This window comes from Opitutus sp. (assembly GCA_024998815.1).
Taxonomy (GTDB): domain Bacteria; phylum Verrucomicrobiota; class Verrucomicrobiia; order Opitutales; family Opitutaceae; genus Rariglobus.
Genome location: JACEUQ010000003.1, coordinates 262027 through 278635 on the forward strand (window position 1 = coordinate 262027; position 16609 = coordinate 278635).

The 16609-nt window shown below is 63.5% G+C and carries 14 protein-coding genes; 5 read left to right on the top strand and 9 right to left on the bottom strand.

Annotation, left to right across the window (positions count from 1 at the left end; translation table 11 throughout):
• Positions 1-70: 70 nt before the first annotated feature.
• Positions 71-652 (top strand): chalcone isomerase family protein, encoded by a 582-nt coding sequence (locus H2170_16240; protein ID MCS6301620.1) that lies wholly within the window; start codon positions 71-73, stop codon positions 650-652.
• 161 nt (positions 653-813) lie between these two features.
• Here the strand turns inward: H2170_16240 and H2170_16245 are convergent, their stop codons facing one another.
• From H2170_16245 to H2170_16275, 7 genes are all read right to left on the bottom strand, one after another.
• Positions 814-1680, bottom strand: coding sequence for an MYG1 family protein (locus H2170_16245; protein ID MCS6301621.1), 867 nt, complete (start codon positions 1678-1680; stop codon positions 814-816).
• A gap of 354 nt (positions 1681-2034) precedes the next feature.
• A complete protein-coding gene (locus tag H2170_16250; GenBank protein MCS6301622.1) occupies positions 2035-3405 on the bottom strand; it encodes an alkaline phosphatase D family protein in 1371 nt (456 codons plus the stop codon).
• Positions 3406-3452: 47 nt separating this feature from the next.
• Complete coding sequence (locus H2170_16255; protein MCS6301623.1) at positions 3453-4580, bottom strand: cellulase family glycosylhydrolase; 1128 nt, start codon at positions 4578-4580, stop codon at positions 3453-3455.
• 100 nt (positions 4581-4680) lie between these two features.
• The gene (locus tag H2170_16260) at positions 4681-5829 is read right to left on the bottom strand and encodes a hypothetical protein (GenBank protein MCS6301624.1); all 1149 of its coding nucleotides are present in this window, start codon (positions 5827-5829) and stop codon (positions 4681-4683) included.
• 108 nt (positions 5830-5937) lie between these two features.
• Positions 5938-6999: a Holliday junction branch migration DNA helicase RuvB gene (gene ruvB, locus H2170_16265; GenBank protein MCS6301625.1), complete on the bottom strand. Its 1062-nt coding sequence runs from the start codon at positions 6997-6999 to the stop codon at positions 5938-5940.
• A 194-nt stretch (positions 7000-7193) separates the two neighbouring features.
• On the bottom strand, positions 7194-8483 hold the full coding sequence (locus tag H2170_16270; protein ID MCS6301626.1) for a UDP-N-acetylglucosamine 1-carboxyvinyltransferase: 1290 nt from the start codon (positions 8481-8483) through the stop codon (positions 7194-7196).
• 173 nt (positions 8484-8656) lie between these two features.
• Complete coding sequence (locus H2170_16275; protein ID MCS6301627.1) at positions 8657-9961, bottom strand: hypothetical protein; 1305 nt, start codon at positions 9959-9961, stop codon at positions 8657-8659.
• 253 nt (positions 9962-10214) lie between these two features.
• Here H2170_16275 and H2170_16280 point away from each other — a divergent pair, with 253 nt between their 5' ends.
• The 4 genes from H2170_16280 to H2170_16295 all read left to right on the top strand — a co-directional run bounded on the left by H2170_16280 (position 10215) and on the right by H2170_16295 (position 14610).
• The gene (locus tag H2170_16280) at positions 10215-10586 is read left to right on the top strand and encodes a dUTP diphosphatase (protein MCS6301628.1); all 372 of its coding nucleotides are present in this window, start codon (positions 10215-10217) and stop codon (positions 10584-10586) included.
• A 297-nt stretch (positions 10587-10883) separates the two neighbouring features.
• Entirely contained in the window at positions 10884-11363 is a 480-nt protein-coding gene (locus tag H2170_16285; protein MCS6301629.1) for a redoxin domain-containing protein, read from the top strand.
• Positions 11364-11638: 275 nt separating this feature from the next.
• On the top strand, positions 11639-12967 hold the full coding sequence (locus tag H2170_16290) for a hypothetical protein (GenBank protein MCS6301630.1): 1329 nt from the start codon (positions 11639-11641) through the stop codon (positions 12965-12967).
• A gap of 398 nt (positions 12968-13365) precedes the next feature.
• Positions 13366-14610, top strand: a complete 1245-nt coding sequence (locus tag H2170_16295; protein MCS6301631.1) for an outer membrane beta-barrel protein — start codon at positions 13366-13368, stop codon at positions 14608-14610.
• A 24-nt stretch (positions 14611-14634) separates the two neighbouring features.
• Here the strand turns inward: H2170_16295 and H2170_16300 are convergent, their stop codons facing one another.
• The gene (locus H2170_16300) at positions 14635-15591 is read right to left on the bottom strand and encodes a VOC family protein (protein ID MCS6301632.1); all 957 of its coding nucleotides are present in this window, start codon (positions 15589-15591) and stop codon (positions 14635-14637) included.
• Positions 15592-15919: 328 nt separating this feature from the next.
• Positions 15920-16570: a YceI family protein gene (locus H2170_16305; protein ID MCS6301633.1), complete on the bottom strand. Its 651-nt coding sequence runs from the start codon at positions 16568-16570 to the stop codon at positions 15920-15922.
• Between the last annotated feature and the right edge of the window lie 39 nt (positions 16571-16609).

Consider the following 16609-nt stretch of genomic DNA (forward strand, 5'->3'; position numbering starts at 1 on the left):
CCATGCGCTGCAAGCCCCAGGTAAACCTCACGACTCCGGCCCTGCGTTTCACTCCTCCCGTGCGCCCCTCATGACCCTGTCCCTGCGAACCCTCCTGTTAACCGGCCTGCTTGCCTGCGCAGCCCCTTTTGCCGCAGCCAGTGAACCTCCTCACACCGCCGCCCTGCGCGTCAGCGACGACGCCCAGGAAACCACCCTCCCGCTACGTGGCAACGGACTCCTGCGCTGGAAATGGCTGGTGAGGCTCTATCACGCCTCCTTGTACCTAGCGCCCTCGGCCATCGACGCCGTTTCCGCTGCACCCAAACGCTTGCGCATGGATTACCTGCATGGCTTCAGCCGGGCCGAAATGGTTCACGCCACCGAACAGACCATCGGCCGCAACATCGATGCCGCCACGCTTTTGACCCTGCAGCCCTCGCTGGCTAAATGGAACGCCCTTTACCCCGCCATCAAAGTGGGCGACTGCCTTGAGTTCGACCATCTCTCCGGGGGATTCCTGATCATGCGCCACAACGGGACGGTCCTCGGGTCGCTTGTCGATGAGGTCTTCGCCCAGGCCCTCTTCGCCATCTGGATAGGCGCCAACCCCGTTGACCGGGATCTGCGCCAAAAGCTGATTCAGCCCCAAGGCAGCGTTAGTAGGCAGTAACCTTCGAGATGTCGGATCCAACGGGTGTGGATTGCCGAAGGTTAACACTCCTACATCAGTGAATATCAGTGCTCATCAGTGGTTAACTTGTATGGGGTTCACCGATCCGGGAGCGGAGTTTTTAACCACTGATGAACACTGATAAACCGAGACGGGAGCCGTCAGCCGAAGGCGAGACCCACGAGTTCGCGCAGGCGTTGCGGGTCGGTGGCGGAGGTCTTGGCGACGAAACCGCGGGCGTGCGCAAAGTGGACATCCGCCTCGCCGGCGATGCGGGTGAAGTCGAGTCGTTGGTTATCGCGGTGGCGGGTCAGCCCATAACCTCCGCTGCGGCGATCGGGCGAAATGAGGGCGAGTACCCGGTTGCCCAGCCCCTGGCTTTCCACGTAGCGCTCGACGCCCGCCGAGGGATCGCCGGGCAGCGGTTCGGTGCGCGGAAGAAAGAGCACGCTCGGTGCGCCGGAGACGGTTTCGAGCGTCCAGATTTCGGCGTGGGTGCCGATGAAGTCCAGTCGCTCGCGCACGGAGCGCACGTACCCAAGCAGATCCTCGCCGATCATACGCATGATCTCCCAGAGCGGGTCGCCGTGCGCGAGACGCGTGGCTTGGGCGAAGCGGCGCAGGAGAGTGCCGTCGATTGGAGAGTTGAGTTTGCCAACGATGTCGCGGTCGACGCCGAGCCAGCGCGCGGTATCCATGGGGCCGCGACAGTCGAACCATTCGGCCGGTTCGAGCCATTCGCAGAACGCGCGCGTATCCTCATAGAGCCCGAGGTGGCGTAGCACCAAGGAGAGGGCGCACGTGGGCACGTAGTCGCGGGGCAATTGGTGGTGGTCGAAGTTGTTGAGCGCCGGGTCGTGGGAGAGGCCCACGTCGACGACGGCCATGGTGGTATCGGCCAAGTCGGCCGGTGAAGGCTCGCGGCGCAAGATGGGTGTGGGGTGCACCGCAAGCAGCACGCTACAAGCGAGAAACTCGTCCTTATGCGCCCCGCCGGGGTGGGTCAAAATCGTGGAGAAAGGCGTCATTAGGCGCCGACGCTACCGGTTCTGCGCAGCGCGGCAATGGTGCCGCGAGAAAAACCTTCGTGCAGGGCGCATCCCAGTTTTTGAATAGTGAGCTGCTTTTCGCTGGAAAAAACGGGTCCTAGTGCCGTGTAGGTTCGTGCTCAGCGAAGCGGTGCGTGGCCCTGAGCGTGAGCTCAGGGTCTGGATGCGCAAACACCGCGTAATCCCTGAGCTCACGCTCAGGGCCACAGGTATTGCTTTCCAGAAACTGAGATGCGCCCCTTCGTGCATCTCCACCGTTGCCAAAAAACCATCGTCTCCGGCCCTCCCTCCAAGCCAAAGTGTCACCTAATAGGTGACACTTTAGGTTCTGCCTCACGGCAGGGTGAACTCGAGCTGGATCGGGATCGCGCCCTGCGCGTCGCGTTCGGAGATGAGCACCTGGTGGCCGAGGCCGTCGGCGCCTTGGCGGCCGCTCCACTTTACCCGGATCTGGCGGCCGTCGTCTTCAATGTCCACCAGCCCGAATTGATTGAGCGTGTCGGTGGGCAGGCTTTGGTAACGGGCGCCGTGGCTGTAGGGGCCGCCTTTGTAGCTTCCGCGGTTGGCAATGGGGCCCGCTTGAAACACACGAATCGGCGCGCCTCCGCCTGTGGCGAAATCGCTGTTCGATCCGTCGTCGATCGCCGTCAGGTGAGCGTCACCCGACAAAATCACCACCCGCCCGGTCAGGCCGTTCGCCTTGATAAAATCCGCGATTTCGGTGCGGTGCGCCGGGTAGCCTTGCCAACGATCGTCTTTGCTCGGTGCGCCATTCCAGGGCACCGAGGACACCCAAAAAATCAGCGGACAATGCGCGTCACGTGCGGCGAGCAGTTCGGCGCGCAGCCAGGCGTCTTGCGCCGCACTCATCATCCGCCGGCCGGCCGGATCACGTTCACTGCGCAGGTCGGAGAGGATAAAACGCACACGGCCCACCGTGAAGGCTTGGTCCACCGGAGCGCGGGGGGTTTCCGCCGCCACGGTCAGCGGGTAATGCGGCACCAGTTCGCGGTAATTACGCAGTGAGGCCTCGCGGCTGGGACTGGTGCGGTTGCTGTCGTTGGGGCCATAATCGTGGTCGTCCCACTGGTAAACGAGCGGCGTGTTCGCCAGTAGCGTGCGCAAGCGCGGAGCGGCAAGGTGGGCATCGTAGGCCGCCCGAAAAACTTCGACGCGGTTTTCGGCGATGTCGGCGTAATGAAAATCGCCGGTGTGCAGAAAAAAACGCGCGCCTTGCGCGGCGGCGGCGGTAAAAACCGGTGAGTTTTTCACGCGCGCGCAGGAGCCCACTGCGAAGGAAAAACTGGCGGGCTTCCACGGCGCGGGAAAGGTGCGGAAGGAGCGCGCCTCGTCGTCGAGCGGAGTGCCGGTGGCCGCAATGAAACGGTAACAGTAGGTCGTATCGGGCCGGAGTCCACCGAGGTTAAAACGGTGCAGCGTGCCGGCGTCCATGGGTGCGGTCAGCACGGGAGCGATGAGTGATGGCGGAGCGGCGAGCAGTTCCAGTCGGGCGGACGTGGCGGTGTTGAGGCGGGCGGTGACGACCGCTTGCGCCTCGGTCAGTCCCCCCACCCAAGCCCAGCCGACGGGGCTGGCAGATGTGGGGGCAGCGGGAGCCGGTGCGAGTTCGGCAGCGCGAGTCGGCGGAAAGCTGAAAGTTAGACTGAGCGCGAGGGCGAGGAACCGAAGGAAGAGGAAGCGCATGAGGTAGGATTAGAATCGGAGTGAACGACGCCACATTCGGTGAGAGGCTAGGGACTGCGACGGGGTGAAGGCGCGGGATCGGGCTTCCACGCGTAGCCTTTAGCCTCGGCGTCGGCCCAGAGCAGCGGCCAGTTGCGGCGGAACTGTTCGGGGCCGTTGACCTGCCACTGGCTCCAACCGAAACCCAGGCGCTCGCAGGTTTGAAGGACGAATTCGTCGCTGCCGAAACTCACAGAACGCTCACTATCACCGGCCTTCAGCCCGAGTTTCTCCGCCGTGTACCCGGCGGGAAAGTTGTTCTCTGAGGGCCAGCCGGGGAAATCGCGGTGCAAGGCGCGAAGGTTTTCCGCCTTGGGAAACAGGTTCGGATCGGCGTGGTAAAGGTGGTAGGCCACGGAGGTCTTGGACCAGTCAATGGGGCCGGCGAGCTTTTGAAAAAAACGCGTGAGGTTGCCCATGGCCGTGAGTGTTCCCCAGCCGGAAACGCCAGCGGGCGAGAGAATCATCAGGTGAGTTGCTGGCGCGAGCGTGCGAGCGGTGGCGTGGACGCGAACCAGTGCTTCGAGGGTGCCCGTAGCGGCAGGGTCGAGGGCACCGTCGTGGCCGGGTCCGGCGAGGGGCTCGTTGGCGAGTTCGTAGATGACGTGGGTGCGGTTGGCGAAAAACGGGGCGACGGCGCGCCACAGTCCGTTGTTGAGCTTTTCGTCGTATTTCGGTGCCGGTCCCGGGACGCGGTTGTGGGCGTTGACGATGGCGTAGAGGCCGTTTTTCGAACAGAGGTTCACGGCGTGCTCGATGCGCTTCAGCATGGCCTGGCGGTACTCGGGGTTGTCCCAATCGTACTTCCGATAACCCTCTTCGTGGATCCACACGTCGAAGAGGATCAGGCGCACGGCGTTGAGCCCGGCTTTGCGCAGGTCCGCGTAGTAGGAGTCGGGCGGTTCCGTGGGCGGCTCCGACCAGAGCCAAGCGGTGCCGGCGCGCAGCGGCGTGTTTGCATCGGTGCGCAGAACCTTGAGTCGGGTGTTCGGCTGATCGACATCCGCGATCTCGACGACGCGGATACGGGCGCGGTCGGTGCGAAGCGGAGGGGAAAGCGTTTGGGCGGCGGCAAACGATGCGGTGCAGACGAGCGCGAAGGAGACAAGGGTGATGAGGGTAAGGAGTGGCCTCATGGGGTTGAGGGTGGTTGAGCGGGTTCGTCGTAAGGATGATGCCTGCCTTGCAGGGGAAAAAAATCCGCAAACATGGCCAGATCCCCGTGGGATCGGCCGACTAATGAGAGCCGCGCGATCCGTCTTTCGTCGCCGCTAGAGCATTACGGAGCGCCCACACTTGGCCAATGGGAACGTCTTTCACGTAGACCTCGATCGCCCAGTCGGTGCCCTCGATCTTGCGCGAGAAAATCAAGGTCGCCCACTTGGGCAGGGTATCGACGGTATCCCACTTGTAACGATCCCACCACTCGATCTCGTGCAGTAGCGAAGTCTGCACTCGCACGCAGGCAAACATCCACCCCATCCCATACAGGGGCTTCGATTGTCCTGCGGACATGATGACGGCCCGATTATCACCACTGCCGGTCCACGAAGAATAAAACAACGGCTCGCCTACCTCGTGGTAGATTTTCTCATCAGGCGACTTATAGCCGTGCAAGGCATGCCCCGGCGCCACTGCCTGCGATTCGATCACACAAGTAACCGACAGAAACTCACGTTTGATCGACTGCAACAGAGCCGACGTCACGCTCATTTTCCTCCCCGCCATCTTGCCGTGCCAGGTGCGAAACCAGTCGGCCACCAATCGACGGTGCTCCGCGGTTCTCACCAACGACCAACTGGTCAACGGACCGTCGTAGATGCGCGTCAGCTGCGTCAGCGCCCGAAAACAATCCCTATTAGTGGAACTGTCCGGAGGATTCTCCAGACCTTCGATCAACTCCGGAAATATGGCGGGGTCCTGAATGCGTTTTTGTTCAACCAGGTAGGCGATGAGGCTCGCCGCCTCCATTCCCTGGCCGTGCCTCACGCGCAACGGATGATACAGAGGCAGTGCGTTCCAAAAAGGCGTCCACTCATGCGGTTCCTTGAATGCCCGCCACGACTGGTCGCCATGCACCGCCAATTCCCGGGTGATCGGAATCCACTTGGCCAACTCGGGCAACAAGCGCCGCAACTCCGCATCGCCAAACTCCGCGTAAGACGGAGGGTTCAGGTCACCAAACAGTCGGCAATCGCCTGTCTCCCAGCCACGCAACACCCGCTCAAAGTTCGGCTCCGAAGCTGCGCCTGAGATGCTCCCGACTAACAAGAGCATCCACCAAAAGCGGGCGATTCCGAACGGGACCGGCCGTGTTTTCGTGTTTTTAAAGGGGGCGACGAACTTGAGTCCACTGAGCATCGCTAGGGCCGGTCCGGAATTCATGGTGGCTATGAGGTTGGAACGGTAACGGATGTAGCTGAGCCGAAAGAATGGAAGCCTGAAGGCGTTGCGGACGAAAGAGGACGAGCAAGAAAACGATTGGGCGGGGGGCTACAGCAGCGTGCCCTGGTCGCCACCGTTGCCGACCGCGGTCTTGAGGCCGATGGCGAGGTAGCCTTTGGCGGTCAACATGCGGCCCTGGGGCGTGCGTTGCAGGTAGCCTTCTTGGATGAGGAACGGTTCATGAACTTCCTCGAGCGTTTCGGCTTCTTCGCCCACCGCCACCGCGATGGTGCCCAGGCCGACCGGGCCGCCTTTGTAGTTTTCAGCCATGATGCGCAGCACGCGTTTGTCCATTTCGTCGAGGCCAGCAGCGTCGATCTCTAGGAGCTCAAGGGCGGCGGCGGCGGTGTCGCGTGTGATGTTGCCGGTGGCCCGCTCCTGCGCGTAGTCGCGACAGAAGTTGATCAAATTATTCGCAATGCGGGGCGTGCCGCGGGAGCGCGTCGCGATCTCCTTGGCGCCGCCTTGGTCGATCGCGACGTTGAGCAGTCCGCAACTGCGGGTAACGATCCCCATGAGCGTGGTCACATCATAGTACTCAAGGCGCGTCTGGAGGGTGAAACGCGAGCGCAGCGGGGCGGTGAGCAGGCCGGCGCGGGTGGTCGCGCCGATCAGGGTGAAACGCGGAATCGAGAGGCGCACGCTGCGGGCGTTGGGTCCTTGGTCGATCATGATGTCGATGCGGAAGTCCTCCATCGCGCTGTAGAGGTATTCCTCGACCGTTTTGGGGATGCGGTGGATCTCGTCGATGAACAACAAATCGCCTTCTTCTAGGCTGGTGAGCAGGCCTGCAAGGTCGCCGGCTTTTTCGACCACGGGGCCCGAGGTCACGCGGACGTTGCGGCCCATCTCGTGGCCGAGGATGAACGAGAGCGTGGTCTTGCCCAGGCCGGGCGGGCCGGAAAGCAGGATGTGATTGAGCGGGTCACCGCGGCGTTTTGCGGCGCCGACCATGACCTGCAGGCGCTCGACGGTTTTGGGCTGACCGGTGAAGTCGGAAAAGGAGAGCGGGCGCAGCGCGGCCTCAGCGGAGGTGACGGGCGCGGCGAGCGTCGAGGCGAGGTAACCGAGGCCTTTGTCTTTGGAATTATCGGGAGCAGCGGGAGGCATTGTGAGGCAAATGAGGGGTGGCGGCGGGCGCCGAATGACCAATGACCAATGACCAATGACCAATGAAAACGCGGGCGGCGGCAGCTAGGTGGTGGCGTGGCATGACAGGCGGGGTGGGGTGGTATTCAGTGTTGCTCAGGGCGAAACCCGTTGGGTATTGGGCATTCGTCATTCCCGCGCGCGAAGCGCGCGGGCTACTTCCACTCCACTTCGGCGCCGAGGGTGCGCAGGTTTTCCACGAAGCGCGGGTGGGCGCGTTTGATGATCTCAGCGTGACGCACCACCGACTCGCCGGGGATGGCCGCCGCCACCATGTAGAGCGCCACCGCCGCACGGATGATGTAGGGCGATTCCACTGTGGCCGGGCGCAGCGGGCGGTTGCCAAAAACCACGAGACGGTGCGGGTCGCTCACCAGCGCGTGCGCGCCGAACTTGGCCAACTCGGGGATCCACGAAAAACCGTTTTCGTAGACCTTGTTCCAGAAATGAATCGTGCCGTCGCAGCGCGTGCTCAGGGCGATCATCAGCGGGAGCAAATCGACCGAGAAATACGGCCACGGGGCGGCCTCGATTTTCGGCAGCAAATTGGTGGTGAAGGGCGTCTCGATGACCAACTTCTGGCCGCGGCGCACCACCACGGTGTCGCCCTCGTGTTCGATGACCACGCCGAGTTTTTTAAAGGCGCGGCTAATCAGGTCAAAGTGGTGCGGCAGGGCCTTGGTCACGCGAACCTCGCCGCCGGTGATGGCGCCGAGGGCGAGGAAGGTAACGATCTCGTGGTAGTCGCTGTTGATCGTGATGTCGGCGCCGTGGAGTTTTTCCACGCCGGAGATCTTGAGCATGGAGGTGCCCAGGCCCTCGATCTTCGCACCCATGGCAACAAGCGCCGCGCACAGGTCCTGCACGTGGGGCTCGCTGGCGGCGTTGATCAGCGTGGATTCGCCGTCGGCGAGGGCGGCGGCCATGGCGAAGTTTTCGGTCACCGTGACCGACATGTAATCGCACCAGTGGCGCGCGCCCTTAAAACCCTTGGGCAAGGCGATGACGAGCGGGTCGCCCTCGTTCACGATGGCGCCCAGCACCGAGAGGATTTCGAGGTGCGGGTCGATTTCGCGCACGCCCAGCGAGCAGCCCTTGGTGTTGGCCTGAATGGCGATCTGGCGCAGGCGGTTGAGCAGCGCAGGATACAGCAAGACGGTCGAACGCATGTCCTGGGGCAGCTCATCGTTTTCGAGGGTGCTTCTGAAGGTGGCGTGGCAGACGCGCATCTCGGCCAGGTCGCGATCCCAGGTGATTTGCGAACCCTGCGACTGGAAAAACGCGACGAGTTTATTGAGGTCGGTGATGTCGGGGACGTTGCGCAACGTCACGGGCTCGTCGGTGAGCAAGGTAGCGCAAAAGATGGGCAGCACCGAGTTCTTGTTACCCGAAGGGGTGATGGTGCCGGTGAGGGGCTTGCCGCCGTGAACGATGAGATCGGACATCTGAGTGAGTTTAAAGGTGAGGGGAAAAGTAGAGAGGGAATGCCGGCGGCGGGGTCAGCCGCAGACCGACGCGGTGAGCCCAAGAAAACGGGACACAAAAAAGGCGTCCGTGGTAAAACGGACGCCTTTAACATGCGCGGGGGCGGTGAGCCCTTGGCAAGGTTTAACTCGGTTTAAGCTGCGGGCGGGATGCCTGAGCCGCCGCCATCGTGGCGATGGCCGCCGCCGCCCGGAGCACTCGGGCCGCCGGGGCCAGCTTGACCGCCGCCGGAACGACCCCGGCCGCGACCGCCGCGACGACGACCGCCGCCTTGGCCCTGCGGACGGTGTTCGCCGCCACCATGGCCATGGGCAGGTTGACCCTGGCCGTGGCCCTGCTGGGTCGGATTGGCGCCTTGCGGGCCGCTGGGGCCGCCTTGGGGAGCGCCGCCGCCGGAGCGACCGCGACCACCGCGACGACGACGACGACGGTTGCCATCGGGGCCGCCTTCACCGGGTTGGCCCTGCTGCGAAGGCTGGGCGCCGGGGAGGGACGGCTTGCCGGGCTCGGGCGCGGTGCCGAACAGGCCTTTAACCCAGCCGAACAGGCCGCTGGGCTTCTTGCCGGAAACAGGCTGCGATGGGCCACCGGCGAGCGGGGCTGAGCCCGAAGCCGGAGCGCCGGGGGCGATCGGACCACGCTCATCGCGCGGCTGGCGCGGGCCACCGTCACGCGGCTGCGAACGGTTGCCCTGACCTTGACCACCACCGCGTTGACCGCCGCGGCCTTGACCGCCACGGCCCTGGCCACCGCGACCTTGACCGCCGCGACCCTGGCGATTTCCAGGGTTGTGGAAATCTTCGCGAGGCAACGGCTTGCCGCTGGCATCGGGCGCACGCTCGAGCATGGGCACTTCGCTGCGACGCACCGGACGGAACACCGGGCGTTCCGCCTCAAGCGGAGACTCGGCGCGCTGCACGGCGGGCTTGGGAGCCGAACCGGTGGAGGCCGCAGCGGCTTTACCCTCGTAAGGGAAAGCGGGCTTGGACTCCCAGCTTTGGGCGGGACGCTTCACTTCGGCGGGAGGGAGGATATTGAGCTCAGCCTTGACGGCGGGAGCGGGAGGAATAACAGCGGTGGCCGGGGCCTCCGCGGGTTTGCTAACAACCACTGGCGCAACAGGAATCGCGGCGGCCGGAGCCGGGGCGACGACAGGAGCAGCACTGACAGGAGCCACGTCAGCCGAAGCGAACGGGTTCTGGTATTCCGCCTCCGCCTTAAGCACTTGCACGGCGGAGGGTTGGTAGGTGCCGGAGGCGGCAGGGTTGCTGGCGGAGGCCGGAGCGGCCTGGGGCGTGACGCGTTTACCGCGCGCGAGACCCGAGCCGCGGTTGGCGCCGGCATCGGCACCCCAATCGGCTACGGGCGCAGCGGGTGCGCCAGCGTTCTCGGCAGGAGCCCCGGAGGGCGTGGTGCCGGACGTGGTATTATCTGACATGTCTTTGTTTATCTGTGGGTTAAACTCGCGCTCACCGCGTAGGGCGGGAGCTGCAAGGGACGTGTTATCGCGGGGCGCGTGAGCGCTCAACGCAGGTAACAACCCATTGACCGTCACCCAACCGTTGCCTTGGCGCAACAGCTAATTTCCCTCCCAAGACCGCCTGCCGCGCCCTCGCGTTTGCCGGAGTAGAATCGCGCTGCGGCGCACTTGCCCCTTGATCCTCGCCCCCGCTCCCGCCAAACCTCCGCCCATGGACAAGCTCGAAGAAATTTTCCGCATGCAAGAGGCCCTCAACGCGCGCATCGGCGTCACCCTGCCGCCGGCCACCGAGGAGGAGAAAACCAAGTGGATCCTCAACTACACCCGCGCCATGCAGCAGGAAACCGCCGAGTTGATCGACAGCGTTCCCTGGAAATGGTGGGCCAAGTACCAGAAATTCGACGAGCAAAACGCCAAGGTCGAGGTCGTCGACCTGTTCCACTTCCTCGTTTCGCTGGCCCAAACCCTCGGCATGACCTCCGAGGACGTTTACCAAGCCTACCTGAAGAAAAACGCGGTTAACCACCAGCGCCAGGAATCCGGCTACGTCAAAAAGGACGAGGCCGACTCCAAGCACATCTAACGCGCCCGGGCCGGCGGCTCGACTCACGCGCAAGCTGCGGCGCGTCCAAACCTTGAGCTCACGCTCAGGGCCACGCCCGGCCCAAGAAATCCTCCCACCACCTTGAGCTCACGCTCAGGGCCACACCCGGCCCAAGAAATCCTCCCACCACCCTGAGCTCACGCTCAGGGCCACGCCCTGCAACCCTCGCCGTGGACTCGAACGCCCCCGTTGACCGGCACTCCCCGTGGCCTTGCGCGTGAGCGCAGGGTGTTTTTCTCCACCGGGATTCGCCCCTCCCCTCCGCCTCTCCGCGCCATGATCGCCGCCGGCCAGAAACCCCCAACCGATTTCACCCTTTCCGTTGTGCGCGACGGCGTGGCCAGCGAGGTCGTTTTCCGCGACCTGCTGACCGGGCCGACCATCGTGTCGGTCTACATGAAGAACAACACGCCCTCCTGCGACCGCCAGACCGAGTCGCTCGGCGCGCACGCCGCTGAGTTCGCCTCCCTTGGCTATCAACTGATCGCGCTCAGCCGCGACACCTGCGGCTCGCATCTAAAGTACGCCGCCAAAAAGGGCCTCGGCTACATCCTGGCGAGCGACCCCACCGACGGCTTTGCCCGGGCGACCGACTCCATCGTGGAAAAGTCCATGTATGGCAAAACCTACCAGAGCCCGGCCCGCGCCGCGTATGTGTTCGCCGCCGACGGCACCGTACTGGCCGTGATCACCAAGGTGGACACCAAAGATCACGCCGCCCAACTCCGGGCCGTGCTCGCCGGGCTCGGGCGCTAGCCGGCAACGCCGGCGCTGCAAAATTAACGGAATACTTCGATCCGTTTAGCCGCGAAAGATCGCAGAGAACGCATAGAAATACAGGGTTTGTTCTTTGCGCTCCTTGCGTTCTTTCGCGGCTAAATTGCCGTGGCTTGATCCAGCATTTTGAATGTTACAGCCTGCGAGATAGGGAAAATGTAACTATGCGGGTTACACCGCCTAAAGGGATTGCGGTCAAAGCGCGGCGAGGTGCAACTCAGTGCCACCCCACCGCCCCACCCCACTTCGCCCCCATGAAAGTGCTTCCCCTCCTCCTTGCCGTTTCGCTGGTCGCCAACGCCGCCCTGCTCACGGTTAACTGGCGCTCGTCGCCCGGCGATGCCCCGCCCGATGGGCAAATCACCCCCGCGCGCCCTTTCGGTGCCGCCCCCTCCGCTGCGTCAGGCGCCAACGGCGAAGCGCGGCTTTCCCCTGCTGCAGCCGCCATTTTCGCAGACGACAACCCCGAGGCCCTCCGCGACCTGCTGCGCGCCTCGGGATTGCCCGACGACTTGGTGCGCGCCATCGTTCAAATGCGTGTCTGGAAAAAGTACGAGGCGCGCTTCAAAGCCCTCAATCCCCAGCCCTCCGATTTCGAGGCCAAGCAGTCCTGGTGGAAGGACGACCCCAGCCAAGTTAACGGCTGGAATGGCAACCGATCCAAGGCCCAGCGCGACGAGGCGCGCCGCTTGCAACGCGAGGTCAAAGAGGAGTCCGAACGCCTGCTGGGCGTGGACCCCACGCAAAACCGCTGGCAGTCGCAGCAGTTCGCCTTTCTCGCCCCCGAAAAGCGCCAAGCCCTCCTCGATATCCAGCAGGACTACCAGGAGTTGATCAACGAGGTGCAGCAGGACACCCAGGGCTTCCGCCTCGCCTCCGACGGGGAAAAACTTCGCTACCTGCAGGCCGAGCAAAAGCGCGACATGGAGGCGCTGATGTCGCCAGCCGAGCGCCAGGCTTACGAGCTGCGCCAGTCGTCCACCGCGCAACAGTTGCGCGTCAAAATGACCGCGTTAAACGCCACCGAACAGGAATACCTTAAGATCTTCCCGCTGCAAAAAGCCTTCGACGAACTGTACAACCCGCAGAACAGCGACCCGTTTGGCGGCGGTGCGGAGCGCGACCAGGCTTACTGGAAGGCGCGCCAGGCTGCGGAAGCTCAACTGCAGGCGCAGATCAAGGCGGTCGTCGGCGAGGCCCGCTACGCCGAGTCGATTCGCAAACAGGACAACGACTGGCGGCAGCTCGAGGCCGCCACCCGCCGCCTGACTCTGCCCGCCGACACGCCCGCGCGCCTTTACCCGTTGCGCGACAGCACCGCCTCGGCCGCCCAGCAGATTGCGACCAACGCCGACCTGCCCGCAGCGCAGAAAAAACAAGCGCTGGCCGAACTGGCCGCCGCCACCCGCGCGCAGGTACGTGCCAGCCTCGGGTCCGAAGGGTCCGAGGCCTATTTCAAAAACAACGGTATGCGTTGGCTCAAGGAACTCGAGAAGGGCAACACCATCACATTTAACGCGAACGACTCTGGGTGGAGCACCAAATCCCTTCCCAAAGAACCCCAAAAAGCCGCCAGCCCCTAACCCGGGCGCATCCCAGTTTCTGAAAAGGGGGACCTGTGGCCCTGAGCGTGAGCTCAGGGATTACGCGGTATTTGCGCATCCAGACCCTGAGCTCACGCTCAGGGCCACGCACCTGAATGCCCCTCCTCGTAGCCTTGCGCGTGAGCGCAGGGTGTTTTGCCCCACCCGTATCCCTGAGCTTCCCTGAGCTCACGCTCAGGGCCACGCACCGTTTCGCTGAGCACGAACCTACACTAGGACCCGTTTTTTCCAGCGAAAAGCAGCTCACTATTCAAAAACTGGGATGCGCCCCCTAACCCTCCCTTCGCCCCCCCCAAAGACACCCCCACAAGATCAGAAAAACTAATAGTATTGCCGCGCCAAACGCGAATAAATTATGGGTCGTGCTTCACCCGAGCATGAAAACCCATCTCATTGCCTGCCTCCTGATCCCGAGTCTGCTGCCCTGCGCTTATGCCGCAGTACCCGCTGTGGCTAAAGCGCCCTCGCCCGTCGAGGTCGCCTTCACCGGCTCGCTCGGATACGACAACAACGTGTACCTGGTCGACCAAGGCACACTTGGCCGCGTCGACTCGGTCGTCTCCACCGTGGGTGCCAAGATGGGGACCCAGTTTGGCTGCGGAGCGTCCGCCAGCTACGCCGCCACCGGCGCCCGATTCTGGAACGCCAGCGACGAGGACAACGTGAAGCACCAGCTCGCCGCGGGTTATAAGCACAGCTTCGATGCGCTCAGCGTGACTGCCGCCACCGAATTCGCCCAGATCCAAGGCGAGGATCAGGGCAGCGTTTACGGGACTATGCCCGGCAAAAGCAGTTTCACCACCGTCGCCCCGCGTGAACGCCGCGACCAGTTGCAGAACAAAACCGACCTGGCCGTGCGCTACGACCTCGGCCAAAACTTCGTGCGCGGCGTGGGCAAACTCCAGTACTGGGACATGCAAACCCACGTCTTGAGCGGGGCCGAAAACTACCGCGACCGCTACGACCTCAACGGTGGCGCCGACTTCGGCCGGGCATTCGCGAAGGGCGGCCCCGATTACTACCTCGGTTACCGCCGCGGCTATTGTTACCAAGACACGGACGCCGCCCCGGCCACAGTCAACCACGCTACCAACCCGTACACCCGGTTCCTCGCTGGTGTGGACGGCAAAGTCACCCCCAACCTCAAACTGGCCGCCCAGCTCGGGTGGACCGTCCATGAGTATACCTCCTCCTATCTCGGCGCCGACAAGAGCATCGAGGGGCTTTACCAGGACGTCACCGCCACCTGGAAGGCCGCCGCCAACGACGAGCTCCAGCTCAAGACCAGCATGGGCCGCGTAGTCTCCTCCACGGGCTGCGCGAGTGTACTCGCCTCCGCCTACCAGCTCGGATGGAAACACGACTTCAGCAAACAGTGGACCGCCACGCTGACCGGCCGCCTGTGCAAGAATAACTACGATGGCAGCTCTACCGATCGCAACGACGTGCTTTACACCGCCATCGCCGGCCTCACTTGGAACTCCAGTGCCACGCTCGCCTGGACGCTCTCAGTGACCCAGGAATTCGCCAAAAACATCCGCACCAACGTGACTGAAACCTTCAGCGACCAGGCCGCCTTTGAGCGCACCTTCGTTTCCGCCGCAATCACCTGGAAGCTGTAATCGAGCACTGCGCCCGTCCGGCACTTACGCGTAGCGGCGTGCGGGGGCGAGCGCGGGCAGGTGGCGCTCAATCTCGCGGCGCGAGCGTTCCAATGGGCCCTTGAGCGTGCTGCCGAGGCTCGCCACCGGTTCATCCATCGCAAAACCGGGCGTCGCCGTGGCGATTTCAAAGAGCACGCCGCCGGGCTCACGGTAATAAATCGAGTGAAAATAGGTCCGGTCACGCACGTCCGACACCGCATAACCGGCCTGCTGCAATCGCTTCTGCATGCCGAGTTCTGCGGCGTCATCAGGTACGCTCCAGGCCAGGTGATGAACCGTGCCCGCCCCGCCGCTACCGGGAGCGGCAGCGGGATCGGCGATCACGTCGATAAACTGCCCTGACACACCGCCCGAGCCGGCTGCAGACGCCGCGACGAAGCGGGAGCGATTACCTTCACGGGAGACGCGCTGGTAGCCCATCGGCCCCGTGAGCAACGCTTCCGTCGGTGCGGCAACGCGCACCGTCACCTCGGCGGTGTGCAGGCCGCGCAAGGCTTGGGCGGCGGGGATGTCGGGATGCCCCAACCAACCCGCGCGGGCGTCGGCCGCCACCGCGACCAGTTCGACGGGAATGCCATCAGGATCGACGAAGGCGACGAGGTCTTCGCCAAAACGACTGCGGCGGGTTGCGGCAACCCCGTGGCGTTGAAGGCGCACCTGCCAGAAATCCAGAGAAGCGGCCGGTATTGAAAAAACGAGGGCGGTCGACTGACCCGAGCCGAGGCGGCCACGGGCCTCATAGCCGGGCCAGTAGAAAAACGTAACGATGCTGCCCGGCGTGCCGGTTTCGTCGCCGTAGTAAAGGTGGTAGGCGCCGGGGTCGTCGAAGTTGACCGTGCGTTTGACCAGCCGCAACCCGAGCAGGCCGGCGTAAAAATCCACGTTGGCCTGCGGGTCGCTGGCAATGGCGGTGAGGTGGTGTAGGCCGGTGGGAAACATGGGCGCAGGGTTCGGAAGAAACAGGGGAAACCGGAATGAGCAGAAGAACGAGAACGAGTAAGAGTAGGAGTAGGAGCGCCGGGCGGATTAAATCGTTCTCGTCCTCGTTCTCTTACTCCTACTCGTTCGCCTGCTGGTTCGCTCTTACACGACGCTCATACTAAGGCGGGTTCAAGATGCGTTTAACTAACCAGGCTTCTGGCGCGCGGACACTTTCGGTCAACACCCTGAGCTCACGCTCAAGGCCACGAGGACTGTGTTAGCGAAGCGTGTGGCCTTGAGCGTGAGCTCAAGGATGCCGTAAGCCCCACTTGAACGATAATGACGCTCACTTGCGCGGCGCGGCGCCGGCGATTGCCAGGGAAAGCTGAATGCTCTCGGACACCTTTTCGGTGGCCTGCCCGGCCATGATGTTGAACTCGCTGCGGTTGATCGCGAAGGTGGAGCGCAGCACCAGCAGGTCGCCCTTAATCTTCTCGTCGTTGAGGCGGGCACCGAGTTTGTCCGCCAGGTAGGTGAACGTGACCGGCACAGTCAGCTCCTTGGTGATACCCTTGAGCGTGAGTTTGCCGGTGAGGTCGGCGAGGATCTGCGCGCCCTGAGTGCGGACGTTGGAGAGCTTGGAGGCCTCGAAAACGATGGTCGGGTACTGAGCCACATCGAGCCACTTAGCGCCCTGAAGGTGGTCGAGCATCATCGAGTTGCCCACGGTAAGGGACTTGGCTTCGAGCACGATGCGGCCGGTGGTGGTGGCGGGCGCGGCGGGATCAAAACTGACGCTGCCGCTCACCCCGTTGGCGGTGCCGGTGATGGCTTCGAGCGGAGCATCGAGGTTGAACTGGATGTTGTTCACGCCCTTCGGGTCTTTGAAGTCGAAGGTTTGGGGCGCGGCGTGGGCGGCGGCGGTGGTTAGCAGCGCGCACGCGGCAAACACGACTGGCAGACGAAGGGCGGAGGCGAGGGAGGAGTTAAAACGCATGGCCCAGACCATAACCCAGCGGTCGCTTTGCCGCTAGTG